This is a genomic window from Bradyrhizobium sp. BLXBL-01 (genome assembly GCF_051853025.1).
In the GTDB taxonomy this organism is placed as follows: Bacteria; Pseudomonadota; Alphaproteobacteria; order Rhizobiales; family Xanthobacteraceae; genus Bradyrhizobium.
In genome coordinates, this window is sequence record NZ_CP182471.1 from 6,353,417 (window position 1) to 6,377,885 (window position 24,469).

The following is a 24,469-nucleotide window of genomic DNA, read 5'->3' on the forward strand; positions in this document are numbered from 1 at the left end:
CGATGCGCCTGACCGCCGGATCGCCCGCACGGCTCGGCGCAAGCTGGGACGGACGCGGCACCAATTTCGCGCTGTTCTCCGCCAACGCGCAGAAGGTCGAGCTCTGCCTGTTCGACACGCAAGGCCGCCGCGAGCTCGAGCGCATCGAGCTGCCCGAGAAGACCGAGGACGTCTGGCACGGCTATCTCAACGACGTCTCGCCGGGCCAGCTCTACGGCTATCGTGTGCACGGCCCCTACGAGCCCGAGCACGGCCATCGCTTCAATGCCAACAAGCTGCTGCTCGACCCCTACGCCAAGCGGCTCGCCGGGCGCCTGGTCTGGAGCGATGCGCATTTCGCCTATCGCACCGGAAGCCCGCGCGAGGACCTGTCGTTCGACCGGCGCGACAACGCGCGCGGCATGCCCAAGGCCGTCGTGGTCGACGAGACCTTCAACTGGGGCCGCCGCGAGATCCGGCCGAACATTCCCTGGGAAGACACCATCATCTACGAGGCCCACGTCAAGGGCCTGACCCAGAAGCGCGACGACGTGCCGCCGAACCTGCGCGGTACCTATGGCGGACTGTCCTCGCCCGCGATGATCGAGCACCTTAGGAAGCTCGGCGTCACCACGGTCGAGCTGCTGCCGGTGCACAGCTTCGTCGACGACCGCATCCTCGTGGAAAAGAAGCTCGCCAATTACTGGGGCTACAACACGCTGTCCTTCTTCGCGCCGGAGCCGCGCTACGCCCAGGACAATGCGCTCGATTCCTTCCGCACCACGGTGGCGCGGCTGCACGATGCCGGCATCGAGGTCATGCTCGACGTGGTCTACAACCACACCGCCGAGGGAAATCATCTCGGTCCGACGCTGTGCTATCGCGGCATCGACAACGCCTCCTATTATTGGCTGAACCGCGAGAACCCGCGCTATTACGACGACTTCACCGGCTGCGGCTCCTCGGTGAACCTCACCCATCCGCGCGTGCTGCAGATGGTGATGGATTCCTTGCGCTACTGGGTCGAGGTCTGCCACGTCGACGGCTTCCGCTTCGACCTCGCCACCACGCTGGCACGCGGGCCGAACGGTTTTGATCGCGGCAGCTCGTTCTTGACCGCAGTGCGACAGGATCCGGTGCTGGCGACCGTCAAGCTCGTCGCCGAGCCATGGGACCTCGGCCTCGGCGGCTACCAGGTCGGCGCCTTCCCCTCGCAATGGTCGGAATGGAACGATCGCTATCGCAGCGCCATGCGCCGCTACTGGAGCGGCGAAGGCAGCCTGATCGGCGACATCTCCAGCCGCATGACCGCGTCGTCCGACCTGTTCAATCACGACGGGCGGCGGCCGCGCGCCAGCATCAACCACATCACCGTCCACGACGGCTTCACGCTCGCCGATCTCTTCAGCTACAACGAGAAGCACAACGAGGCCAACGGCGAGGACAATCGCGACGGCTCCAACGACAATCACAGCAACAATTGCGGCGTCGAGGGGCCGACCGACGATCCTGATATCATCAGCCTGCGCCGTCAGCTGCGCAAGAACGTGCTGGCCTGCCTGATGCTGGCCCAGGGCGTTCCGCTGATCCTCGCCGGCGACGAGGTCGGCAACTCGCAATCCGGCAACAACAACGCCTATTGCCAGGACAACGAGGTCGGCTGGGTCGGCTGGGACAATCTCGGCAAGGACGGCGACGACATGATCGACTTCGTCGCCCAGCTCGCCGACATCCGTCGCCGTTTCTCGCAGCTGCGCAGCCATCGCTGGCTCGACGGCCGGCCCAAGGACGGCGTCTCCTACGGCGCGTTGTGGCTGACGCCGGCCGGCGACGAGATGACGGAGAGCGACTGGACATTCCCGGATGGGCGGTTTCTCTCCTATGTGATGGGCCCGATGGAACCGGGTGGGGCCGCGATCTTTATCGTACTGAACGCCGCTCCCGAAGAGATCGCATTCAAATTGCCCAAAATGACCGAATACAAGAGCTGGCAGCAGCTCCTGAACACGACCGATGCCAAGCTGAATACGATCGACTTCCTGCCCGGGAGCGACAGCAAGGCGCCGCCGCGATCCGTGCTTGCCTTCGCAGGCGCGCTATGAGGCCATCCTTCGGGGCGAGGCCGACCAAGGACGGCGTGTCGTTCCGGCTGTGGGCGCCGGCCGCGCGCCGCGTCGATCTCCTGCTCGACCGCAGGCACGCGATGCAGCGCCGGCAGGACGGCTGGTACGTCACCGAGATCGCCGGCCTCACCGCCGGCAGCAAATACAAGTTCAGAATCGACGACGAGATCGACGTGCCGGATCCCGCTTCGGCCTTCCAGCCCGAGGACGTGTTCGGCCCGAGCGAGGTGATCGATCACGATAACTTCGCCTGGCGCGCGCGCGATTGGCGCGGCCGTCCCTGGGAAGAGACGGTGCTGGTCGAGACCCATGTCGGCACCTTCACGCCGGAAGGCACCTATCGCGCCATGATCGACAAGCTCGATCATCTCGCCGCGACCGGCATCACGGCGCTGGAATTGATGCCGCTCGCCGATTTCGCAGGACGCCGCGGCTGGGGCTATGACGGCGTGCTGTGGTACGCGCCGGACAGTGCCTATGGCCGGCCCGAAGACCTGAAGACGCTGATCGACGAGGCGCATCTGCGCGGGCTGATGGTGTTCCTCGACGTCGTCTACAATCATTTCGGCCCGGAAGGAAACTATCTCGGCCGTTACGCGCCGACCTTCTTCACCGATGCGCACACGCCGTGGGGCAGTGCGATCGATTATCGCGTGCCGCAGGTGCGCGCCTTCGCCGTCGAGAACGCGCTGTCCTGGCTCGGCGACTACCGCTTCGACGGCCTCAGGCTGGACGCCGCCAATCACATCATGGCTGTCCCGGGCGAGCAGTCCATGCTGCAGGACCTCAGCGTTGCCGCCGGCGAGCTCGCCAAGGCTACGGGACGCCACATCCACCTCGTGCTGGAGAACGGCGACAATCGCGCCAGCCTGCTCGACGCTGCGCAGGACCCGCCGAACGGCAAATATCGCGGGCAGTGGAACGACGACTATCATCACGTCTGGCACGTGATGCTGACCGGCGAGCATGTCGGTTACTATGGCGACTACCAGACGCCGCGCATGGACCTGGCGCGCGCGCTCGCCTCCGGCTTCGTCTATCAGGGCGAGATCTCGGAGTTCTGGGGCAAGAAGCCGCGCGGCGAGCCGAGCGGCCAGCTGCCGCCGGCAACCTTCGTCAATTTCCTGCAGAACCACGACCAGATCGGCAATCGTCCACTCGGCGAGCGGCTGGAAAGTCTGGCATCGCCAAAGCAGATCGAGGCCGCGCTCGCGGTCACCCTGCTCGCGCCGATGGTGCCGATGATGTTTCAGGGCGAGGAATGGGGCTCGACGGTCCCCTTCCCGTTCTTCTGCGATTTCCAGGGCGGACTCGCCGATGCCGTGCGCACGGGGCGCAAGCGGGAATATGCCTGGGCTTACGAAAAATACGGCGACGAGGTGCCCGACCCGCTCGATCCGGCAACGCTGCAATCGGCCGTGCTCGACTGGACCGGCCGCACGCCGCAACACGATGCGCGGCTTGGGCTGGTGCGAGAGCTGCTCGGCGTCCGTCGCAAGCAGATCATGCCGCGGCTGAAAGGCGCAAGCTTCGGTGATGCCGAGGCGGCCGACAACGGCCTCCTCACCGCGCATTGGCGCATGGGCGATGGCTCGACATTGCGCCTTGTCGCCAATCTGTCCGATCACGAGATCACCTCCAGCGTCAGCGCGGGCACGCCGATCTGGGGCGGCGGATCCGGCGAGCGGCTCCCGCCCTGGTCGGTGGTCTGGCGCCTCGGAGGTTAGGATGCCTCCCGCCATTCCGCTCGCGACCTACCGGCTCCAGCTCACCGCAGATTTCGACTTCGACAAGGCTGCCGCCGTCGTTCCTTACCTCAAGGCGCTTGGCATCACGCATCTCTACGCCTCACCGGTGATGAAGGCCCGCAAGGGCTCGACCCATGGCTACGACACCGTCGACCACGGCCAGTTCAATCCCGAGCTCGGCGGCGAAGCCGGCTTTGCGCGGCTGAGCGAGGCGCTTCAGCAGCACGATCTCGGGCTCATCATCGATTTCGTCCCCAACCATGTCGGCGTGCATTTTGCCGACAATCCCTGGTGGCTCGACGTGCTGGAATGGGGCCAGGCCTCGCCGCACGCCGCCTCCTTCGACATCGACTGGGACCAGCTGGCCTACCGCGCCCGCGGCGGCGTGCTGCTGCCGATCCTCGGCTCGTCCTACGGCGAGGCGCTGGAGCGCGGCGACATCGAGCTGCGCTACGACCCGGACGAAGGAAGCTTCGCGGCGTGGTATTTCGAGCACCGCTTGCCCATCGCGCCGGAGCGCTATGGCGAGATGCTGCGGATGGTCGTCAAGGAGGCGGACGCGGCGGAAACGGAGCCCGGCAAGCGCCTGCTGTCGCTCGCGACCCGTTACACGGGGCTGCGGCGTCCCAATCGCAAGGAAGCTCCCGGCTTCAAGGCCGAGCTCAAGGAGATCGCAGGCGCCGCCGATATCATCAAGCGCGGCCTTGCCGCCTATCGCGCCGGCAAGGACCGCCCGGCACAGACGCTGACGCTGCATCATCTCCTGGAGCGCCAGCACTACAAGCTCGGGCACTGGCGGCTTGCCTCCAGCGACATCAATTATCGCCGCTTCTTCGACGTCAACGGCCTCGCCGGCCTGCGCGTCGAGGACGCGAGCACATTTGCCGCCACGCACCGGCTGGTGAAGCAGCTCATTGCCGACGGCAAATTGCAGGGAATCCGGCTGGATCACATCGACGGCCTGCGCGACCCCGCCCAATATTGCCAGCGATTGCGCCGGCTGGTGCGCGACGCCCAAAGCAACACCGCCCAAGGCAACACAAAGCCGTTCTATACGGTGATCGAAAAAATCCTGTGTGAGCACGAGCGCCTGCCGCATTTCGCCGGTGTCCAGGGCACCACCGGCTACGAGTGGATGAATGTCATCACCCACGTGCTGATCGATCCCAGGGGGCTGGAGGCGCTGGACGAGACCTGGCGGCAGATCAGCAACCGGCCGCCGCGGCTTGTGCCTTACGTCAAGGACGCCAAGCGGCGCGTGCTCGAGACGTTGCTGACCAGCGAATTCACCGTGCTGACCCGCCTGCTCGCGCGCATCGCCAACGGGCATTATTCGACGCGGGACTTCTCGGCCGACAGCCTGCGGCAGGCGCTCGAGCTCTATGTGCTGCATTTCCCGGTCTATCGCACCTATCTGACGCACAGCGGCCCGACGGCAGCGGACCGCAAGCTGATCGACGACACCATCGCGCGCGCCCGCCGGGACTGGTTCGCCGCCGACGACGGCATTTTCGACTTCCTGCGCGATGCCTTGACCATGGACCTGCTCAAGCCTGGCCGTCCGCCGCACAGCGCCCCGCGCGTGCGCCGCTTTGCGCTCAAGGTGCAGCAATTCACCGGGCCGATGATGGCGAAGTCGCTGGAGGACACCGCGTTCTATCAATTCCACCGGCTGCTCGCGCTGAACGAGGTCGGCGGCGATCCCTCAAGCACCGGCCTCAGCATTCCCGCGTTCCATCAAGCCATGCAGGCTCGCGCCAGGGAATGGCCGCAAGGCATGACGGCAACCGCCACCCACGACACCAAGCGCGGCGAGGATGCGCGCACGCGCATCGCGGCGCTTAGCGAGATTCCCGGTGAATGGACCAGCGCGGTGGCGCGCTGGAAGGTGCTGAACGCACCGCATCTCACGCTCCACGGCAATTTCCGCGCGCCGTCGGCAACGTTCGAATACATGCTCTACCAGACCCTGCTCGGCGTCTGGCCGATTGAGGCGCCGGCCGATGCCGCCTTTGTCGAGCGCATCCAGGCCTATGCCCTCAAGGCTGCGCGCGAGGGCAAGGAGGAGACGAGCTGGCTCAACCCGCATGAAGCCTATGAGGACGGCATCCGCGACTTCATCGCCAAGATCCTCGACGCCGACCGGTCCGTGGAATTCCTTCAGGCGTTGCAGACGCTGGCTCGCCGCATCGCGCTGCTCGGCACGTTGAACTCGCTGAGCCAGCTCACGCTCAAGGCGACGCTGCCGGGCGTGCCGGACTTCTATCAAGGCACCGAATTCTGGGACCTGTCGCTGGTCGATCCCGACAACCGCCGTCCGGTCGATTTCGCCGCGCGCCATGCGGCGCTGACATCATTGGAAGCGCCGGATTGGAGCGGCCTCATCGAGAACTGGCCGGACGGCAAGCTCAAGCTGGCCTGGACGCGGCATCTGCTCAAGCTGCGCAACGAGCTGGGCGACGTCTTCGCGCAGGGCGACTACCAGCCGCTGGAGGTACGAGGCGCCCATGCCGACCATGTCGTCGCCTTCGCGCGCCGTCATGGCCGCGCCGCCGCGATCGTCGTGGCTGGGCGTCATTTCGCCCCGTTCACCCAAGCGGGCCGGGCATGGCCCGCACCGGAAGGTATCGACGCCACCATCGACATCACGGGCTATACCGTGCCGGGCCTGGCGGGCAACGACTTGCCGCTCGCGCAGGCCTTTCGCGACTATCCTGCCTCGGTCATCGCGGCCCGAACCGCGAATGCCGTCGGAGCGCCGCGACAACGCGTGCGCGCCTGAGGTCACTTCCCCCCGTCTTTGGTCAGCAGCAATTGGCCGCGCTTCCTGATCGTCGCCTGCGCCATCTCGGCAAAGCGCTGCAACAGCCAGGGCAGCACCACCTCGACCCGGACCTGATCGTCGCCAACATCGACCTGTCCGGTCGCGACCTGGCCGAGCGCGCGGATGCGGAAGGCCATAGTGTCGCCGCTCCAGCGTTCCTCCTCGACCTGCATCACGGGAATGCTTGCTGCGGCGCGGCCAAGCCCAGTCTTCAGCCGGCGCACGGCCTCTTCTCGGCCGAGACGATGCGGAATTGAGACGACAAGCGGTGCTGACATGGTCCTGCCTCTTCTGACTAACTCCACATAATCATGTCAGGTCGACCAACAAAGGTTCCATGCAAGTTGATCCCCCGTCCGTGTTTCAAAGCCGGAACTTTACAACCTGCGGCAAGTTGCCCCCGCACAACGGGACAGGTTGCAACGACCCTTTGAACAAAGGGCTGGAGGAGATTCGCATGTCAATCGGCACGATCATTCTGATCATTTTGATCATCGCCCTGCTCGGCGGCTTCAGCGGCATCGGCGGCGGGCCGTTCTACGGCACCGGCTATTACGGCGGCGGCGGCCTCGGGCTTGTCATCGTCATTCTGCTGATCCTTCTGCTGATGGGTAGGATCTAGATGCAGACTTGGTAGGGTGGGCAAAGGCGCGGCGCGCCGTGCCCACCTCATCGCTCGAACGAAAGCAGGTGGTGGGCACGCTTCGCTTTGCCCACCCTACGGCACCCGCCTTCGTCGCAACAGCGACGACCTACTTCACCTTCCCTGCCAGCTTCTTCATCGCCGCCTTGATCGATGCGGCGGCATCGTCATAACCCTCCCACGCCTTCGATCGCGCCAGCAGGGCCGGCACGGTGCGTAGCGTGTATCGCTTGGGATCGAGATCGCTCTTCACCTGCGCCCAGGTCAGCGGCATCGAGACCGTGGCCCCGGCGCGGGCTCGCGGCGACAACGGGGCCACCGCCGTCGACATGCGGTCGTTGCGCAGATAATCCAGGAAGATCTTTCCCTTGCGCAGCTTCTTCGACATGTTGAGCAGATAGCGTTCGGGATCATCGTCCGCCATCCACTGGCAGACGCCTTGCGCAAAGGCCTTGGCCTCCTTCCAGCTCACCTTGTCGCGCGCGCCATGAAGCAGTGGCACCACGACGTGCAGGCCCTTGCCGCCCGTGGTCTTGCAGAAGCTGTCCATGCCGATGTCGGCGAGCCGCTGCCGCATCTCCTTGGCCGCCTCGACGACGTCGGCGAAGTCGACGTCGGGCGCGGGATCGAGGTCGAACACCAGCCGGCCCGGGGTGTCGTAGGCATAGGGCGCGCAGTTCCAGGGATGCAGCTCGACGCCGCCGATCTGCGCCACCGCGGCGAGCCCTTCGATCCGGTCGATCTGAAGATAGGGCTTGCGGTCGCCGGAGACCCGCGCGAGCTCCAGAAGGTTCGACGTTCCCTGCATCGCATGGCGCTGGAAGAAGCATTCGCCCTTGATGCCGTCGGGCGCACGGATCAGCGAGCATGGCCGGCCCTTGAGATGCGCGATCATCCATTCGCCGACGGCTTCGAGATAGCGGGCAAGGTCCAGCTTGGTGACGGCGCCACCATCGCCGTCGTCGGGCCAGAGCTCCTTGTCCGGCTTGGAGATGACGACGCCCATGACCTCGGCATTTTGAGCGGTCTGCTTCGCTCGTCCGCCCGCCTTCGTGCGCGCCGCCTTCCTGGCCCGGGGCTCGGCGAGCTCGGTATCGACGGGCGTCTCGGCCTGGACTTCCTCGGCCGGCTTGTCCTGCCGCAACCCCTTGAACGCCGCCTGGCGAATATTGCCGTCGGCCGTGAAGCCTGCGAACTCGATTTCGGCGACGAGCTCCGGCTTCAGCCAGTGCACGTCCCGCGTCTTCTTCGGCGCGTTCTTGCCGCCGAATGGGCTCTCCTTGACCTCCATGGCCTTGAGAGACGGCATGAGGCGCTTGACCTTGTCCGCGCCAAAGCCGGTGCCGACCATGCCGACGAAGGCGAGATGATCGCCGCGCTGCACGCCTGCCATCAGCGAGCGGAATTTGCCGTTGGTGGTCTTGTAGCCGCCGATCACCACCTCATGGCCGGCGCGGCATTTCGACTTGACCCAGCTCTCGGTGCGCCCCGAGCGATAGGGCGCGTTCAGCTTCTTCGACACCACGCCTTCGAGCTCGAGCTTGCAGGCCGATTGCAGCACGGCATCGCCGCCGCTCTCGAAATGTTCGACATAGCGGAGCTGGGTCGATTTCCGCTTGCGCTGGCCCAGCAGCTGCTTCAGGCGGGCCTTGCGTTCGCTGAGCGGCAGGCGGCGGTAATCCTCGCTTCCTGCGAAGAGCAGATCGAAAGCGAAGAAGATCAGGTCGTCGGTCTTGCCGTCGGACAGGGCCGCTTGCAGCGAGGAGAAGTTCGGCGCACCGTTATGGTCGAGCGCGACGATCTCGCCGTCGATCATCACGTCCGGCAGCGCGGCCGCCTCCTCGGCGAAGGAGGCGAACTTGCTCGTCCAGTCGAGACCCTTGCGGGTCTTCAGCGTCGCCTCGCCGTCTTCGACCCGGAGCTGAACGCGATAGCCGTCGAACTTGATCTCGTGGCACCAGCCCTCGTCTCCGGGCGGCCGCTCGACCAGCGTGCAGAGCTGCGGCGCAACGAAATCCGGCATCTCCGACACCTTCTTGGCGCTCGTCGCGGTCGTGGCACTTGTCTTCGCCGCTTTGCCGGCCTTCAACGCGGTGCGCGGCGCCGGCTTCACCGTGCGCCCTTTCGTCTCCTCGGCACGGTTGGACTGCCAGACTGCGTCGGCCTTGCCCTTGGTGCCCTTGGCCAGCATGAACGGCTTCGGCGCGCGGCCCTTGCCCGCGGCGATCTGCTCCATGGTGCGGCCGGAGGCGACGGACTTGTCCTGCTCGAGAATATCGTTGTCCGCACCTTCGCGAGCATCTTCGTCGCGATGCTTGATCAGCAGCCAGTTGGTCCGCTTCTCGCCGCCGCGGTTGCGCATGCGCACCAGGACCCAGCTTCCCTGCAGCTTGTCGCCGTGGAGCGTGAACTTCAGATCGCCCTTCTTGAAGCCGGCTTCCGGATCGTCCGAGTCCCAGGTGCCGCGGTCCCACAGCATCACGGTGCCGCCGCCGTATTGGCCTTCCGGAATCGTGCCTTCGAAATCGCCATAATCGAGCGGATGGTCCTCGACCTCGACCGCGAGCCGCTTGTCATGGGGATCGAGCGAGGGCCCCTTCGTCACCGCCCAGGACTTGAACACGCCGTCGAATTCGAGCCTGAGATCGTAATGCAGCCGGCTCGCATCATGCTTTTGAATCACGAAGCGCCGCTGTTTCGATGGCGCCACGGCGGACTTGCCCGATGGCTCCGGCGTTTTCTCGAAGTCTCGCTTCTGTCGGTAAGTGGAAAGTTTTTGCAGCACGACCGGTCCCGCTTCTCGTTCGGCACTCAAAGCCTATCACGGCGAAAGTCCCGCCCGGAACCAAAACCCGATGGGACGGTTGGGGTTCCAAAACGCCTTGAAAACGCTGGAGAATGGAATGGCCCCGCGCGCCTATTGGAAGGGAACGTTGAAGCTGTCGCTGGTCAGTTGCCCGGTCGTGCTTTATCCGGCGACCACCGCGGCCGAGAAGACGCGCTTTCACCTGATCAACCGCGAGACCGGGAACCGGCTCAAGCAGCAGATGATCGATTCCGAGACCGGTGACGTCGTCGAGAGCGACCAGAAGGGCCGCGGTTACGAGCTGCGCAAGGGCAAGTACGTCGAGATCGAGCCGGAGGAGCTCGAGGCGGTCCAGATCGAGAGCAACCATACCATCGACATCGAGAGCTTCGTGCCGCGCGAGGAGATCGATCAGCGCTTTCTCAACCATCCCTATTACATCGCGCCCGACGGCAAGGCGGCGGCCGATGCGTTCGCGGTGATCCGCGACGCGATGAAGGACCAGGAACGCGTCGCGCTCGCCAAGATCGTTCTGACCAACCGCGAGCACGTCATGGCGATCGAGCCGCTCGGCAAGGGCCTGCTCGGCACCACGCTGCGCTTCCCTTACGAGCTGCGCGAGGAGGACCAGTTCTTCGACGACATCAAGAGCCCGAAGATCACCAAGGACATGGTCGAGCTCGCCGGCCACATCCTGCAGACCAAGGCGGCGCATTTCGACCCCAGCAAGTTCAAGGACGAATACGAGGACGCGCTGAAGGCCCTGGTGAAGCGCAAGGCCAGCGGCAAGAAGATCGAGCTGCCCGAGCCCGAGGAGCGGCCGAGCAACGTCGTCAGCCTGATGGACGCGCTGAAGCAGAGCCTGAAGGGCGGCAAGAAGACGGCGGCGAAGTCGCATGCGCGCCGCGCGACGGGGCGGCGGCACGCTCCGAAGAAGGCGCACCGGTCGACGGCGCGGCACAGGAAGGCGGGCTAGTTTACACCGGCGTCATTGCGAGGAGCCCTTGCGACGAAGCAATCCAGACCGCCTCCGCGGCGGGACTCTGGATTGCTTCGCTGCGCTCGCAATGACGATGTGGAGAGAGATATCGTAGAGCCTGTGAGCCAATTCGTTTTGTTTCGGCTTCGGCATCAAGGGGTGGTATCGCCCCTTGATGGGGGAAGCCGGCGGCGTCAGGCTGTTGGTTATCTATGCTTTTGCGAGACGATGCCCTTGCAGGATGTTGTTGGTGAGGGCGTACCAGAGCACGACGGCACGGACCTTCTCGATGCCGCGCACGGTCAGTTGCCTGAGGTCCCAGTTGCGCCAGCGGGCATGGATGCATTCGCAGATGGTACGGGCCTGGTACTGTGCCTTGCCGGCTTCGCTGGCCATGCGAGCACGCCAGGCCGCTATGCCAGGACCGTCGCTGCTCCGGGGTAAGAAGGGATCGACACCGCTCCTGGATTGGGGCGGTGGACAGTAAACCTCGATGCCCTCGCCATGCGCCCATTCGATGTCGTCGCCAGTGCAGAACCCGCCATCGGCGAGGTAGCGGCGTGGCAAGCGCTTCAGCCGAGCGCGCGTTCGCTCCAGCATCGGGCGCATCAAGCCACGATCTGAGCCGCTGTTGTCGACATCGATCGCGACCACGATCAGTTCGCCAGCCGCGCTAGCCACCTGCACATTATAGGCCGGACGGAAGCCGGCATCGGCCATCTTCATCACCCTGGCCTGCGGGTCGGTGGTGGAGGCCCGAGGCTCCTTCGGCTTCTTGCCATTGCCGCCCTTGTCGTCGAGCTGTTTTCGCTTGCGCTTGATCTCGGCCAGCGCGGCCTGCGCGGCTTGCACCCGCTCGCTGCGTTCGCGCGCCGCCCGCTCTTTGGCGGCCCGGATCCGCCGATTGCTGGCTTCCGGGTCCGCATCGACCTCGCGCTTGAGCTCTTCCACAATGGCCTCGGCCTGCGCCATCTGCCGATCCAGCGTCGCCTCCCGCCGGAACGATCCGGTCCCGGCATTCGCTCGTATCCGCACCCCGTCCTGGGTCAGCTTCTCCAGATCGACCAGCCCTGCCTCGTTCAGGGCCACCAGATGTTCAACCAGCAAACGGTCGAGCAAGTCGGCACAGCCGACCCGGAAGTCCGACAGCCCGTGATGGTTCAACGACACGCCACCGCAGAGCCAGCGGTAGACGTCGTGGCTGTCGCAGAGCCGGTCCAGCGCCCGCGCGCTGCCAACGGCATCGCTCGCGGCGTACAGCCAAAGCGCCAGCAACAACCGTGGCGATGGCGCCGGATGGCCCGGCCTGTTTTCCCGTGCCTTGACGCGATCTTCCAGCTCGCTCAGGTCCAGCCCTTCGACATAAGCCCAGATCACCCGCGCTGGATGATCCTGCCCGATCAGGCTGTCGATATCGACCGCTCGCAATTCGACCTGATTGCGCACAGGCTCGCGCAGCCGAGGTGCGCCTTGCGGCACCGCTTCGGTTCGTGCCGACTGCTCCGGCAATTCACCAAAAAGTCCGTCGTCAGCCATCATCCTCTCCAGCAGATCAGTCTGCCCAGAGAATCACATTCGTCTGACGCGCGGTACAAAAGATTCACAGTCTCGTAGGGTGGGCAAAGCGAAGCGTGCCCACCACCTTTATCGAAATCGAGAGAATGGTGGGCACGGCGCGTTGCGCCTTTGCCCACCCTACGGGGTCTGTGGAACGCTAATCCCCCGCCTTCAGCCGATACCCGATCCCGGTTTCCGTCAGCACGTATTGCGGCCGCTCCGGATCGGCTTCGATCTTCTGGCGGAGCTGGCGGACATAGACGCGCAAATATTGCGCATCGGTCAATTCGTCCCACAGCTCCTTCAGCAGGAAGCGGTGGGTGAGCACCTTGCCGGCGTGCTGCACCAGCACCCGCAACAGGTCATATTCCTTCGGCGAGAGCTTGACGTCGCGATCCCCGATCTTGACGATGCGGCGGACGAGATCGACCGAGAGATCGCCGGTGCGGAAAACCGGACGCTCGCCCTTGACCTGAAGCTGGTGGCGCAGCGCGGCGCGCAGCCGCGCCAGCAGCTCCTCCATGCCGAACGGCTTGGTCAGATAATCGTCGGCGCCGAGATCGAGCGCCTGGACCTTGCCGGCTTCGTCGCCGCGGCTCGACAGCACCACGATCGGCACGCCTTCGTTGCGGGCGCGGATGGTGCGGAGCAGCTCATGGCCCTGAACGTCGGGCAGTCCGAGATCGAGGATGATCAGCGCCGGCTCCTCGTCGAGCTTCTCCAGCGCCGTCTTGCCGTTCGGCGCCTCCAGGATGTCGTAGCCCTGCGTCGTCAGCCCCATCCGCAGCAATTTGCGGATCGGCGGCTCGTCGTCGATGACCAGGACCTTGATCGGAGCGGCGCTCATGCGGCGGTATCCAATGCGTGGTTCTCTGCCGGAACCGGCAGGCGAACGGTGAGCACCGCGCCGCTTCGCTCGCTGCGATTGGCAGCGGAGATCGTGCCGCGCATGGCCTCGACGAAGCCGCGGGAGATGGCAAGCCCGAGCCCGGTGCCGGGACGGACGTGATCGCCCTTCTGCACGCGATAGAACTTGTCGAACACGCTCTCGAGCTCGTCCGCCGGAATGCCGGCGCCCTCGTCGGCGATCTCGAGCACGACATGAGCACCGTCGCGCCGGCCGCGGATTGAGATCGTCGTCTCCGGCGGCGCGTACTTTGCGGCGTTGTCGAGCAGATTGAACAGCACCTGCTCGAACAGCACGGCATCGAGCTGGAGCATCGGCAGATCGGCGGCCAGCACCAGCTCGACCTTGTGGCGGCTGAGGATCTTGCTGGCGCGCCGCAGCGCGCTGCCCACGATTTCGCCGAGATCGTGCAGCGCCGTGTTGGGCACGATCGCGCCGGATTCGAGCTTGGTCATGTCGAGCAGATTGGCGATGAAGCGGTTGAGCCGCTCGGATTCGTCGATCACGGTGGCGAGCAGGTCGCGCTTCTCGGTGTCGGAGAGCGCACCGGCGAGATCGCGCATGGTCGAGGCTGCGCCCAACACCGACGCCAGCGGCGTCTTCAGATCGTGCGAGATCGAGGTCAACAGTGCCGAGCGCAGCCGCTCGGATTCGACGGTGCGCTTGACGCGGTCCATGTCCTCGACCAGCAGCACGCGCTCGATCGCGAGAGCGCCCTGGTCGACCAGCGCATCGAGCAGCCGGCGCTGGTCCGGCGTCAGCAGCGGGCCGGTGCGGTCGTTGTCGATGCCGATCACGCCGATCGGGCCGCGCCCGGTGCGCATCGGCAGGAACAGCCGTTTTGCGCCGGGCAAGGTGTCCGAGCCGCGGCCGGCGGGGCGATCGTTGCTCCAGGCCCAATTGGCGGCAGCGAGATCGGCCTGGTCGAGCTCGTCCTCGGGCGGATAGCCTGATTTCACCGTGAGCAGGCCTTCATCCGGCAACAACAGCACCACGCGGACCTTGAGCATCAATGCGGTCTGGTAGGCGCTCGCCCACAAGACGTCGTCGAGCGTGGCGGTGCCGGCGAGCTTGCGGCTGAAGGCATAGAGCTGCTCGGTCATCCTGATCCGGCCGATCGCGGTGTCGGCCTGGATGCGCACACGCGCCGCCACATTGGAGACGATCATCGCCACCACCAGGAACAGCACGAAGGCGGCGACATTGGTCGGGTCGGTGATCGTGAAAGTGTAGATCGGCGGCAGGAAGAAGAAATTGTAGGACAGCGAGGCCGCGACGGTCGCCAGCAGCGACGGCCACAGGCCATAGCGCACGGCCACCGCGACCACCGCGGTCAGCAGCACCAGGTCGACGTTCTCGATGCCGAAATAAGGCTGGATCAGCTTGGCCGCGCCGAGACCCACGAGCACGATTCCAAGCGCCTTGAGATAAGGCAAGGGATCGAATGGCTCGGATCGTGCGGCGGTCTGCACCGCCATCTTGGGCGCGGCCTCTCCGGAAAGCTCGTCGCCGGGGATGACGTGAACGCTGATATTGCCCGCGCGGCGCACCAAATCGTGCACGACGGAGCCGCGCGTCATCTCGAACCAGCGCGAGCGCGTCGACTTGCCGATCACGATCTGGGTGACGTTGTTGCCTTGCGCGAAATTGACGACGTCGTCGGCGATGCGGCGGCCGACGGCGGGAATGGTCAGCGCCTCGCCGCCGAGCGATTCCGCGAGCCGCAGCGTATCGGCCAGCCGATCCCGCTCCTCGTCGGACAATTGCAGCGATCGCCGCGTCTCGATCGAGATCGCGGTGAACGGCGCATGCAGCCGGTCGGCCAGCCGCTTGGTGTAGCGCACGAGGCCGGCCGCGCGGGGATCCTCGCTGACGCAGACCAGGATGCGCTCGCCCGCGGCCCAGGGCCCGGGAATCGCATTCGCCTGCATGTGGTTGAGCAGCTGCTCGTCGACCCGCTCGGCGGTGCGCCGCAGTGCGAGCTCACGCAGCGCCGTGAGGTTGCCCGGCGAGAAATAATGCTCCAGCGCCCGCTCGGCCTGCTTGGGCACATAGACCTTGCCCTCCTTCAGCCGCTGGATCAGGTCGTCTGGCGTGAGGTCGATCAGCTCGATCGCATCGGCGCGGTCGAACACCGAATCCGGCACGGTTTCGCGCACCCGGACGTGGGTGATCTGGGCAACGACGTCGTTCAGGCTCTCGATGTGCTGGATGTTGACGGCGGTGTAGACGTCGATGCCGTGCGAGAGCAGCTCCTCGACGTCGAGATAGCGCTTGGGGTGGCGGCAAAGGGGCGCATTGGTGTGGGCGAGCTCGTCGACCAGCGCAATCTGCGGCCGCCGCGCGATCACCGCGTCGAGGTCCATCTCCTCGACGATCTGGCCGCGGTAGTCCAGCCGCTTGCGCGGCACCACTTCGAGGCCACGCACCAGCGCCTCGGTCTCGGCGCGGCCATGGGTCTCGACGAAGCCGACCACGACATCGATGCCGGCCTTGCGCTTGGCATGGGCGCTTTGCAGCATCTCGTAGGTCTTGCCGACGCCGGGAGCGGCGCCGACGAAGATCTTCAGCCTGCCGCTCGCGCTCTCCTCCCGGCGCGCCGCTTCCAGCAGGGCCTCCGGGGACGGACGTTGTTCGGGATCGCGGCGCTCTCGGACCATCTTGCCAGTATAATCACCCCCACACTGCGAGCCTAGACGGCTACTTCGCGGCCATGCGATCGAGCGCGAGATTCAGCGCCAGAACGTTAACCCTGGGCTCGCCGAGCAGGCCGAGCAGGCGGGCTTCGGTGCTGGCGGTCACAAGCTGCTTGACCTGATCCTCGGGCAGACTCCGCGCCTTCGCCACGCGCGGCACCTGGAATTGCGCCGCTTCCGGCGAGATGTTCGGATCGAGGCCGCTGGCCGAAGTCGTCACCAGGTCGACCGGCACCGAGGCGTTCGGATTCTCGCGCCTGAGCTTGTCCACATCTTCCTTCAACCGGTCGGCCAGCGCCTTGCTGGTCGGGCCGAGATTGGAGCCGCCCGAATTGGCGGCATTGTAGGGCGCGGACACCGTCTTGGCCGAGTCGTTCGGGTCCGGCGCCAGCGTCGCCGAGGGGCGGCCGTGGAAATATTTGTCGTCTTTGAACTCCTGCCCGATCAGGGCGGAGCCGATCACCTTGCCGTCTTTCTCGATCAGGCTGCCTTGCGCCTGCACGGGAAACAGCGCGCCGGCCATGCCGGTCATGGCGAGCGGATAGGCAAGCCCGGTGATGGCGGTGAGCGCCAGCAGCAGGACGATGGCGGGGCGGATTTCTCTGAGCATGTTAGGTCTCCTCTGTCTTTTCGTCATTGCGAGCGAAGCGAAGCAATCCAGGGGTCTTTCCACAGCGGCAGTCTGGATTGCTTCGTCGCTTCGCTCCTCGCAATGACGGGGTTAAGCCAAGCGCAACGCGGTTACCGCGAGGTCGATCGCCTTGATGCCGATGAAGGGAATGACGATGCCGCCGAGCCCGTAGATCAAGAGGTTACGCCGGAGCAGCGCGCCGGCCCCGACGGCGCGGTAGGCGACGCCCTTCAGCGCGAGCGGGATCAGGGCGATGATGACGAGCGCGTTGAAGATGATCGCCGACAGGATGGCGCTCTGCGGGCTCGACAGGTTCATGACGTTGAGCACGCTCAGTTGCGGGTAGAACGCCAGGAACATCGCCGGGATGATCGCGAAATATTTGGCGACGTCGTTGGCGATCGAGAAGGTCGTCAGCGCGCCACGCGTCATCAGCAGCTGCTTGCCGATCTCGACCACCTCGATCAGCTTGGTCGGGTTGGAGTCGAGGTCGACCATGTTGCCGGCCTCACGGGCGGCCTGGGTGCCGGTGTTCATGGCGACGCCGACATCGGCCTGGGCGAGCGCCGGCGCGTCGTTGGTGCCGTCGCCGCACATCGCCACCAGCTTGCCCTTGGCCTGCTCGTCGCGGATCAGCTTGAGCTTGTCCTCGGGCGTTGCCTGCGCCAGGAAATCGTCGACGCCGGCTTCCGCGGCGATGGCGGCCGCCGTCATCGGGTTGTCGCCGGTGATCATGATGGTGCGGATGCCCATGCGGCGCAGCTCGGCGAAGCGCTCGCGGATGCCGCCCTTGACGATGTCCTTGAGCTGGACGATCCCGAGCAGCCTGCCGTCCTTGGCGACAGCCAGCGGCGTGCCGCCGGATTTCGAGACTTCATCGGCAATGGCCTGGGTCTCACGGCCCACCTCCGAGAGCGCAGCAGGCTGCATCGCCCGCGCCGTGTTGCCGGAGGCAACCGCCAGCGGCGCGCCGCCGCCGACATAATTGAGCATGGCATCGACCGCGCCCTTGCGCACCGACGAGCCGCCGGCATCGACGCCGCTCATGCGGGTCTGCGCCGTAAACGGGATGAAGGTGGCACCCAGCTCCGCCATGTCGCGGCCGCGGATGCCGTATTTCTCCTTTGCCAGCACGACGATGGAGCGGCCTTCGGGTGTCTCGTCTGCGAGCGAGGCAAGTTGGGCGGCATCCGCCAGCTCCTGCTCGGTCACGCCGCGAACGGGACGGAACGCGGTCGCCTGCCGGTTGCCCAGCGTGATGGTGCCGGTCTTGTCGAGCAGCAGCGTGTCGACGTCGCCGGCGGCCTCGACCGCACGGCCCGACATCGCCAGCACGTTGAAGCGCACCAGGCGGTCCATGCCGGCGATGCCGATCGCCGACAACAGCGCGCCAATCGTGGTCGGGATCAGCGTCACGAACAGCGCGACCAGCACGATCACCGAGATCGAGCCGCCGGCATAGGCCGCGTAGCTCGGAATGGTGACGGTGGCGAACACGAAGATGATGGTGAGGCCGGCGAGCAGGATGTTGAGCGCGATCTCGTTCGGCGTCTTCTGCCGCTCGGCGCCTTCGACCAGCTTGATCATGCGATCGATGAAGGTCGAGCCTTGGGCTGCCGTGATGCGCACCCGGATCCAATCCGACAGCACCTGCGTGCCGCCGGTCACCGCCGAACGGTCGCCGCCGGATTCGCGGATCACGGGCGCAGACTCGCCGGTAATGGCGGCCTCGTTGACGGAGGCGACGCCCTCGATCACCTCGCCGTCGGACGGAATGGTGTCGCCGGCTTCGACCAGCACGATGTCGCCGACCTTCAGGCTGGTGCCCGGCACCAGCTTGAAAGCCTGGCCGGCGCCGGTCAAAAGCTTGGCCTGGCTCTCGGTGCGGGTCTTGCGCAGCGATTCGGCCTGCGCCTTTCCGCGGCCTTCCGCAACGGCTTCAGCGAAATTGGCGAATAGCACCGTGAACCAGAGCCAGAGGATGATCTGGAAGGTGAAGCCGAGGCTCGCTCCGCCCGTGACGAGGTCGCGCAGGAAGATCACCGTGGTGAGCGCGGCGACGATCTCGACCACGAACATCACGGGGTTCTTCACCATCAGCCGCGGGTCGAGCTTGGTGAAGGACGCCCGGATCGCAGGGAGCACGATCCTGGGATCGAGCATCGCCGACATCGGAGCGCGCTTTTGCAGTTTCATCGTTTCCATGGAGGTCACTCCAAACCAATCAGAAGTCAGAACACTTGGCCGGCGTTCATCGCGAGGTGCTCGACGATCGGGCCGAGCGCGAGCGCCGGGAAGAAGGTGAGGCCGCCGATGATCAGGATCACGCCGACGACCAGGCCGACGAACAGCCCGCCGGTGGTCGGGAACGTACCCGCCGACGGCGGAATCGACTTCTTGGCCGCGAGCGATCCCGCAATCGCCATCGCCGGGATGATCATGAAGAAGCGGCCGACGAACATCGCGGATGCGAGCGTGAGGTTGTAGAAGAAGGTGTTGCCGGTGAGGCCCGCGAACGCCGAGCCGTTGTTTCCGGTCGCCGAGGTGAAGGCGTAGAGCACCTCGGTGAAGCCGTGCGGGCCGGCATTGGCCATCGAGGCGACCGCCGCCGGATAGACCACGCCGACCGCGGTCCAGCCGAGATACATCAGCGGCAGCACCAGGATTGCGAGCATCGCCATCTTGACCTCGCGCGCCTCGATCTTCTTGCCGACATATTCCGGCGTGCGCCCGACCATCAGGCCAGCGACGAAGATCGCGAGCACGACGAACAGCAGCATGCCGTAGAGGCCGGCGCCGACGCCGCCGATGATGATCTCACCGAGCTGCATGTTGATCAGCGGGATCATGCCGCCGAGCGCGGTGAAGCTGTCATGCATGGCGTTGACCGCGCCGCAGGACGCCGCCGTCGTGATCACGGCGAACAGCGAGGAGGCGACGATGCCGAAGCGGACCTCCTTGCCTTCCATGTTGCCGCCGGTCAGGCCCAACGCCTGGAGCGTCGAGGTGCCATTGGCTTCCGCCCAATAGGTGACAGCGACGCCGGCGACGAACAGCACGCCCATCACGGCGAGGATCGCCCAGCCCTGGCGCTGGTTGCCGACCATACGGCCGAACACGTTGGTCATGGCTGCGCCGATCAGGAAGATCGACAGCATCTGCACGAAATTTGACAGCGCGGTCGGGTTCTCGAAAGGATGCGCAGCGTTGGCATTGAAGAAGCCGCCGCCGTTGGTGCCGAGCATCTTGATCGCGACCTGCGAAGCGACCGGGCCGACCGCGATGGTCTGCTTGGCGCCCTCGAGCGTCGTCGCCTCGACGTAATCGCCCAACGTCTGCGGCATACCCTGCCAGACCAGGAACAGCGTGTAGACGACGCAGATCGGCAGCAGCACGTAGAGCGTGGTGCGGGTGACATCGACCCAGAAATTGCCGACCGTGCGCATCGAGGCGCGCGAGAAGCCGCGGATCAGTGCCACCGCCAGCGCGATGCCGGTTGCCGCCGACAGGAAGTTCTGGTGCGTCAGGCCTACCATCTGGACGAGATACGAAACCGTGCTCTCGCCGCCGTAATTCTGCCAGTTGGTGTTGGTGATGAAGGAGATCGCAGTGTTGAAGGACAGATCCTCGGCGACCGCCGATTGCCCGGCCGGATTGAACGGCAGCACGGCCTGGAACCGCAACAGGCCATAGATGATGAGGAAGCCGCCGACATGGAACAGCAGCATCGCGACCGTGTAGGTGAGCCAGTGCTGCTCGCGCTTCTCGTCGACGCCGGAGATCCAATAGATGCCGGCTTCAATCGGGCGCAGGACGGGCGACAGGAAGGTGCGTTCGCCCTTGAATACGCGCGTCATGTACCAGCCGAGCGGCTTGGTCAGCGCGACCACGATCGCGCAATAGAGGATGATCTGGAACCAACCGATCACAGTCATGGCATCAACCCTTCAGGCTTTTGGTCCGGCGCAAGTGCGGCAGAAGCAGCGCGAGCAGGCCCGAGACGAGCGCAGCGTCGGCCAGCAGCAATTCGACGAGCAGCAGCACGGCGTCAGAACCGCTCGGGCCGCAGCAGTGCATAGGTGAGATAGATCAGGAGGCCGAACGAAACGGCGCCGGCGAGCGCATAATCGAAGATCATGGTCCGCTCCCTCACAGCCGTTCGCAGGCATAGGTGTAGCCGATCGCGAGGGCAAAGAAGACGAAGCCCAGCGCCAGCATCAAAAGGTCCATCATGGCGATACTCCTCAAGCGAGACGATGTCCGGCATAGCCGTCTCTGGATTCCGGCTGGCCGCTTGCTGCGATTGATCGCGGCGCGGCCGGAAACTTCACCGCGCTGAGGTGCCACCGCGCCCATAGGTTTTCGAGATGAGGCCTATGACAACGTTATAGGAATCTCATAAAGGCCGGCCCGTCTCGGCGGGCGGCCCTGGCAAGAACGAAAGTCGAGGGACGATCGCGCTGCCCGGAAGGCCCCGTCCACTTATGGAATCCCTATATCTCTCGCCCGAACCCCATCTCGTTTTCAAATCCCCTCCAGGCCATTTTGGCGAGGCCGGCCGACTGACCGACGCCATTCCAGGAGGCCTGACATGACCGCCGCTCTCCACCCGCTCGATCTCCCCTCGCTCGCCGAGCGGCTGCGCAAGGCACATGCGACGACGCGGCCGCTGATGCTCGACATCATCGGACACGCCTGCCGGCGCATCCCTTCGCTCGGAGACAGCGAGCGCACCGCACGCCTCACGCGCCTGATCGATGTCGGGGCATGGGCCGATGCCGCACTGGTTGTGATGGAGCTGGAGCTGCCGATGTGGCAGGTCCGCCGCATCGCCTACGATGACGGCGAGTGGCATTGCGCGCTGTCGCGCGAGCGCGAGCTGCCGGATTGGCTGGATGCCGCAGTCGAGGCACGCCATGCCGACCTCGCGCTCGCCCTGTTGTCGGCATTCGTCGAGGTGCGGGCGCTGACCGCCGACGCATCGCGACCGAGCGTTCCTTCGGTCCGTCCGATGCTGGACCCACTTTATGAGCCGGTCGCCTGCGATCATTTCGGCTAGGCCCGTCCGCCAATCAGCCTCGGCGCCGTCGATCGATTCTTCGTGGAAATCACAGGCTACTTCAGGTCTGACAGAGGGCGGCGCGAGGCACGGGGTCTAGCTCGTCCGATCTCGCACGCGATCGACCGCGAGCTGACCATGGCTGCCTGTGAAGTGAGCAACCGCGGTCGCGATGCCCGGTTGAGGCCGCCTATCCCGCAGAAAAGGCTTTGCCTAAAAGTACCTGGCCGATCTGGCGCAGTTTCACGGAACCGTGTAGAGCGGTTTCATGAGCATCAGCAACGTCAATGTCGTCGTCCATCCCCTGGTCCAGCACAAGCTCTCCCTGATGCGGGAGAAGGACCGCTCGACCAAGAGCTTCCGCGAGATCCTGAACGAGATCGGAATGCTGCTCGGCTACGAGGTGACGCGCGACCTGCCGCTGGAGCTGGTCGAGATCGAGACGCCGATTGCGGCCATGCAGGCGCCCAAGATCGCCGGCAAGAAGCTCACGCTGGCGCCGATCCTGCGCGCCGGCGTCGGCTTTCTCGACGGCATGCTGGCGCTGATGCCCTCGGCACGCATCGCCCATATCGGGCTCTACCGCGACCCCGAGACGTTGCAGGCCGTGGAATATTACTTCAAGGCGCCGCAGGACCTGTCCGACCGCACCGTGATCCTGATGGACCCGATGCTGGCGACCGGCAACTCGGCCTGCGCCGGCGCCTCCCTGCTCAAGGCCCGCGGCGCCCGCGATATCCGCTTCGTCTGCCTCCTAGCCGCGCCCGAGGGCATCGCCAAGTTCCAGAGCGAGCATCCCGACGTGCCGATCTGGACCGCCGCGATCGACGAGCGGCTCAACGACCACGGTTACATCGTGCCGGGCCTGGGCGATGCCGGCGACCGGATGTTCGGCACCAAGTAGACAGGTTTTCGCGATCGGGTTAGTCCGATGGCCATGAGCGCCAACGACGTTTCGCTGCAATCGCTGCTCCGGATCAAGAGCGCGGCCGATCCTGCCTTGGTCTTCGACGGCAACGCCGTCTCGCGCGCGGAATTCTCGGCGAAGATCGAGCAGACCGCCGCCTGGCTTGCGGCGCAAGGCATCGGCAAGGGCGACGTCGTCGCGGTCTGGCTGGTCAACCGGGTCGAATGGCTCGCACTGTTGTTCGCCGCCGCACGGCTCGGCGCGATCGTCGCCGCCGTCAATACGCGCTATCGCAGCGCGGAAGTCGCGCACCTGCTCAAACTATCAGGCGCGAAGCTGCTGGTGGTCGAGGCCGCATTCCGCGCGATCGACTTTGCCGCAATCCTCGCCGATATCGGCAAGGCCGAAGTGCCCGCGCTGCAACGGCTGGCGGTGGTCGGCGCAAATGCGCTGCCGGCGCACTGGCCCTGCGTGCGGTTGGATGCCTTCGAGACGCCCTACCCGCCCCCTCCGCCGATCCAGGATGATGTCGACCTGCCCGTGCTGCTCTACACGACGTCGGGCACCACCAAGGGGCCGAAGCTCGTCGCGCATTCGCAAGCGACGCTGGCGACGCACGCCGCCTCCGTCGCCCGCGCGCTCCAGCTCGATCACCACCGTCATTCGCTGCTGGCCATCCTGCCGTTCTGCGGCACGTTCGGCATGACGAGCCTGCTCGGCTTCCTCGCAGCCGGTGCAACCATTCATGTGCTCGACGCCTTCGAGGCCGCGCCGGCCCTGCAGATCCTCAGCACGCAACCGATCACGCATGCCTTCGGCTCGGACGAGATGTTCCGGCGCATCCTCGCCCTCACCGATGCGCCACGCCCGTTTCCGCATCTCGAAGTCTGCGGCTTCGCCGCGTTCCAGCCCGGCTGGCGCGAGCTGGCTGCGGAGGCCGAGGCGCGCGGCCTGAAGCTGTTCGGCCTCTACGGTTCGAGCGAGGTGCAGGCGCTGTTCTCGATCGGCCGCCCCAATGATGCCTTCGCCGATCGGATCGAGGGCGGCGGCTGGCCGATGTCGCCCGACGCGAAAGTCCGCGTGCGCGATGTCGAGACCGGCGAGCTCGCCGGAAGCCTCGTCTCCGGCGAGATCGAGATCAGCGCGCCCTCGCGCTTTCTCGGCTACTTCAACAATCCTGCGGCGACGCGCGAGGCGATCACCGCCGACGGCTTCTTCCGTACCGGCGACATCGGCCGGCTGCGCGGCGACGGCTCGTTCGTCTACGAGACCCGCGCCGGCGATGCGATGCGGCTTGGCGGCTTCCTGGTCGCACCGGGCGAGATCGAGGACGAGCTCAAATCCTGCGCTGGCGTCGCCGACGCCCAGGTCGTCGCAGTCGATCTCAAGGGGCAGGCGCGCTGCGTCGCCTTCGTGATCCCGACGACGGAGCCACCAACGCAGGAGACGCTGATCGCGCGTCTGCGCGAGCGGCTCGCCGGCTACAAGGTGCCGGCGCGGATCTATGTCGTGGACGCCTTCCCCGTCACCGACAGCGCCAACGGCGTGAAGATCCAGCGCGCCAGGCTTCGCGCCATGGCGATGGAGCGGATCGCCGCCGAATAGACTCG

17 protein-coding genes are annotated in these 24,469 nt (G+C 65.6%); 8 read left to right on the forward strand and 9 right to left on the reverse strand.

What is annotated here, in order from left to right:
* Positions 1-2 precede the first annotated feature (2 nt).
* From glgX to treY, 3 genes are read left to right on the forward strand one after another with little or no spacing between them, the layout of a single operon-like run.
* On the forward strand, positions 3-2,081 hold the full coding sequence (gene glgX / locus ACNJYA_RS29545) for a glycogen debranching protein GlgX (protein WP_212254497.1): 2,079 nt from the start codon (positions 3-5) through the stop codon (positions 2,079-2,081).
* The gene (gene treZ, locus ACNJYA_RS29550) at positions 2,078-3,829 is read left to right on the forward strand and encodes a malto-oligosyltrehalose trehalohydrolase (protein ID WP_439364107.1); all 1,752 of its coding nucleotides are present in this window, start codon (positions 2,078-2,080) and stop codon (positions 3,827-3,829) included. The genes glgX and treZ overlap by 4 nt, the downstream gene beginning before the upstream one ends.
* 1 nt (position 3,830) lies before the next feature.
* Positions 3,831-6,632, forward strand: a complete 2,802-nt coding sequence (gene treY, locus ACNJYA_RS29555; RefSeq protein WP_439364108.1) for a malto-oligosyltrehalose synthase — start codon at positions 3,831-3,833, stop codon at positions 6,630-6,632.
* A 2-nt stretch (positions 6,633-6,634) separates the two neighbouring features.
* Here treY and ACNJYA_RS29560 read toward each other — a convergent pair whose 3' ends face one another.
* A complete protein-coding gene (locus tag ACNJYA_RS29560) occupies positions 6,635-6,952 on the reverse strand; it encodes a polyhydroxyalkanoic acid system family protein (RefSeq protein ID WP_271499627.1) in 318 nt (105 codons plus the stop codon).
* Between the two features lie 179 nt (positions 6,953-7,131).
* Here ACNJYA_RS29560 and ACNJYA_RS29565 point away from each other — a divergent pair, with 179 nt between their 5' ends.
* Positions 7,132-7,296: a DUF3309 family protein gene (locus tag ACNJYA_RS29565; protein ID WP_008560028.1), complete on the forward strand. Its 165-nt coding sequence runs from the start codon at positions 7,132-7,134 to the stop codon at positions 7,294-7,296.
* A gap of 130 nt (positions 7,297-7,426) precedes the next feature.
* On the opposite strand, the gene ligD is transcribed toward ACNJYA_RS29565, so the two are convergent.
* Positions 7,427-10,102, reverse strand: a complete 2,676-nt coding sequence (gene ligD, locus ACNJYA_RS29570; RefSeq protein WP_439364109.1) for a DNA ligase D — start codon at positions 10,100-10,102, stop codon at positions 7,427-7,429.
* A 118-nt stretch (positions 10,103-10,220) separates the two neighbouring features.
* Here ligD and ACNJYA_RS29575 point away from each other — a divergent pair, with 118 nt between their 5' ends.
* Complete coding sequence (locus ACNJYA_RS29575; protein ID WP_212254492.1) at positions 10,221-11,099, forward strand: non-homologous end joining protein Ku; 879 nt, start codon at positions 10,221-10,223, stop codon at positions 11,097-11,099.
* Between the two features lie 213 nt (positions 11,100-11,312).
* On the opposite strand, the gene ACNJYA_RS29580 is transcribed toward ACNJYA_RS29575, so the two are convergent.
* The 7 genes from ACNJYA_RS29580 to ACNJYA_RS29610 form a co-directional block, all read right to left on the reverse strand.
* Positions 11,313-12,641 carry an IS1182 family transposase gene (locus ACNJYA_RS29580; RefSeq protein ID WP_212257604.1) on the reverse strand — a complete coding sequence of 443 codons (1,329 nt, stop codon included), beginning with the start codon at positions 12,639-12,641 and terminating at the stop codon, positions 11,313-11,315.
* A gap of 175 nt (positions 12,642-12,816) precedes the next feature.
* The gene (locus ACNJYA_RS29585) at positions 12,817-13,506 is read right to left on the reverse strand and encodes a response regulator (RefSeq protein WP_439401153.1); all 690 of its coding nucleotides are present in this window, start codon (positions 13,504-13,506) and stop codon (positions 12,817-12,819) included.
* Positions 13,503-16,226, reverse strand: coding sequence for a sensor histidine kinase (locus ACNJYA_RS29590; protein ID WP_260382506.1), 2,724 nt, complete (start codon positions 16,224-16,226; stop codon positions 13,503-13,505). Before ACNJYA_RS29590 ends, ACNJYA_RS29585 begins: the two co-directional genes overlap by 4 nt.
* 40 nt (positions 16,227-16,266) lie before the next feature.
* Positions 16,267-16,872, reverse strand: coding sequence for a K(+)-transporting ATPase subunit C (locus ACNJYA_RS29595; RefSeq protein ID WP_439401154.1), 606 nt, complete (start codon positions 16,870-16,872; stop codon positions 16,267-16,269).
* Between the two features lie 111 nt (positions 16,873-16,983).
* The gene (gene kdpB / locus ACNJYA_RS29600; RefSeq protein ID WP_439401155.1) at positions 16,984-19,098 is read right to left on the reverse strand and encodes a potassium-transporting ATPase subunit KdpB; all 2,115 of its coding nucleotides are present in this window, start codon (positions 19,096-19,098) and stop codon (positions 16,984-16,986) included.
* A 26-nt stretch (positions 19,099-19,124) separates the two neighbouring features.
* Positions 19,125-20,828: a potassium-transporting ATPase subunit KdpA gene (gene kdpA / locus ACNJYA_RS29605; protein ID WP_439401156.1), complete on the reverse strand. Its 1,704-nt coding sequence runs from the start codon at positions 20,826-20,828 to the stop codon at positions 19,125-19,127.
* A gap of 113 nt (positions 20,829-20,941) precedes the next feature.
* On the reverse strand, positions 20,942-21,031 hold the full coding sequence (locus tag ACNJYA_RS29610) for a K(+)-transporting ATPase subunit F (RefSeq protein WP_035698142.1): 90 nt from the start codon (positions 21,029-21,031) through the stop codon (positions 20,942-20,944).
* A gap of 453 nt (positions 21,032-21,484) precedes the next feature.
* Here ACNJYA_RS29610 and ACNJYA_RS29615 point away from each other — a divergent pair, with 453 nt between their 5' ends.
* The 3 genes from ACNJYA_RS29615 to ACNJYA_RS29625 all read left to right on the forward strand — a co-directional run bounded on the left by ACNJYA_RS29615 (position 21,485) and on the right by ACNJYA_RS29625 (position 24,464).
* Positions 21,485-21,952, forward strand: coding sequence for a hypothetical protein (locus ACNJYA_RS29615; RefSeq protein ID WP_439364114.1), 468 nt, complete (start codon positions 21,485-21,487; stop codon positions 21,950-21,952).
* 268 nt (positions 21,953-22,220) lie between these two features.
* Positions 22,221-22,856 carry a uracil phosphoribosyltransferase gene (upp, locus tag ACNJYA_RS29620; RefSeq protein WP_212254485.1) on the forward strand — a complete coding sequence of 212 codons (636 nt, stop codon included), beginning with the start codon at positions 22,221-22,223 and terminating at the stop codon, positions 22,854-22,856.
* 33 nt (positions 22,857-22,889) lie between these two features.
* Positions 22,890-24,464 carry an AMP-binding protein gene (locus ACNJYA_RS29625; RefSeq protein WP_439403487.1) on the forward strand — a complete coding sequence of 525 codons (1,575 nt, stop codon included), beginning with the start codon at positions 22,890-22,892 and terminating at the stop codon, positions 24,462-24,464.
* Positions 24,465-24,469: the final 5 nt, after the last annotated feature.

Excerpts from the sequence above, each read along its gene's own strand:
- glgX (WP_212254497.1), top strand. The coding sequence starts at position 3 with ATGCGCCTGACCGCCGGATCGCCCGCACGGCTCGGCGCAAGCTGGGAC.
- treZ (WP_439364107.1), top strand. The coding sequence starts at position 2,078 with ATGAGGCCATCCTTCGGGGCGAGGCCGACCAAGGACGGCGTGTCGTTC.
- treY (WP_439364108.1), top strand. The coding sequence starts at position 3,831 with ATGCCTCCCGCCATTCCGCTCGCGACCTACCGGCTCCAGCTCACCGCA.
- ACNJYA_RS29560 (WP_271499627.1), bottom strand. The coding sequence starts at position 6,952 with ATGTCAGCACCGCTTGTCGTCTCAATTCCGCATCGTCTCGGCCGAGAA.
- ACNJYA_RS29565 (WP_008560028.1), top strand. The coding sequence starts at position 7,132 with ATGTCAATCGGCACGATCATTCTGATCATTTTGATCATCGCCCTGCTC.
- ACNJYA_RS29575 (WP_212254492.1), top strand. The coding sequence starts at position 10,221 with ATGGCCCCGCGCGCCTATTGGAAGGGAACGTTGAAGCTGTCGCTGGTC.
- ACNJYA_RS29580 (WP_212257604.1), bottom strand. The coding sequence starts at position 12,641 with ATGATGGCTGACGACGGACTTTTTGGTGAATTGCCGGAGCAGTCGGCA.
- ACNJYA_RS29585 (WP_439401153.1), bottom strand. The coding sequence starts at position 13,506 with ATGAGCGCCGCTCCGATCAAGGTCCTGGTCATCGACGACGAGCCGCCG.
- ACNJYA_RS29590 (WP_260382506.1), bottom strand. The coding sequence starts at position 16,226 with ATGGTCCGAGAGCGCCGCGATCCCGAACAACGTCCGTCCCCGGAGGCC.
- ACNJYA_RS29595 (WP_439401154.1), bottom strand. The coding sequence starts at position 16,872 with ATGCTCAGAGAAATCCGCCCCGCCATCGTCCTGCTGCTGGCGCTCACC.
- kdpB (WP_439401155.1), bottom strand. The coding sequence starts at position 19,098 with ATGGAAACGATGAAACTGCAAAAGCGCGCTCCGATGTCGGCGATGCTC.
- kdpA (WP_439401156.1), bottom strand. The coding sequence starts at position 20,828 with ATGACTGTGATCGGTTGGTTCCAGATCATCCTCTATTGCGCGATCGTG.
- ACNJYA_RS29610 (WP_035698142.1), bottom strand. The coding sequence starts at position 21,031 with ATGATCTTCGATTATGCGCTCGCCGGCGCCGTTTCGTTCGGCCTCCTG.
- ACNJYA_RS29615 (WP_439364114.1), top strand. The coding sequence starts at position 21,485 with ATGACCGCCGCTCTCCACCCGCTCGATCTCCCCTCGCTCGCCGAGCGG.
- upp (WP_212254485.1), top strand. The coding sequence starts at position 22,221 with ATGAGCATCAGCAACGTCAATGTCGTCGTCCATCCCCTGGTCCAGCAC.
- ACNJYA_RS29625 (WP_439403487.1), top strand. The coding sequence starts at position 22,890 with ATGAGCGCCAACGACGTTTCGCTGCAATCGCTGCTCCGGATCAAGAGC.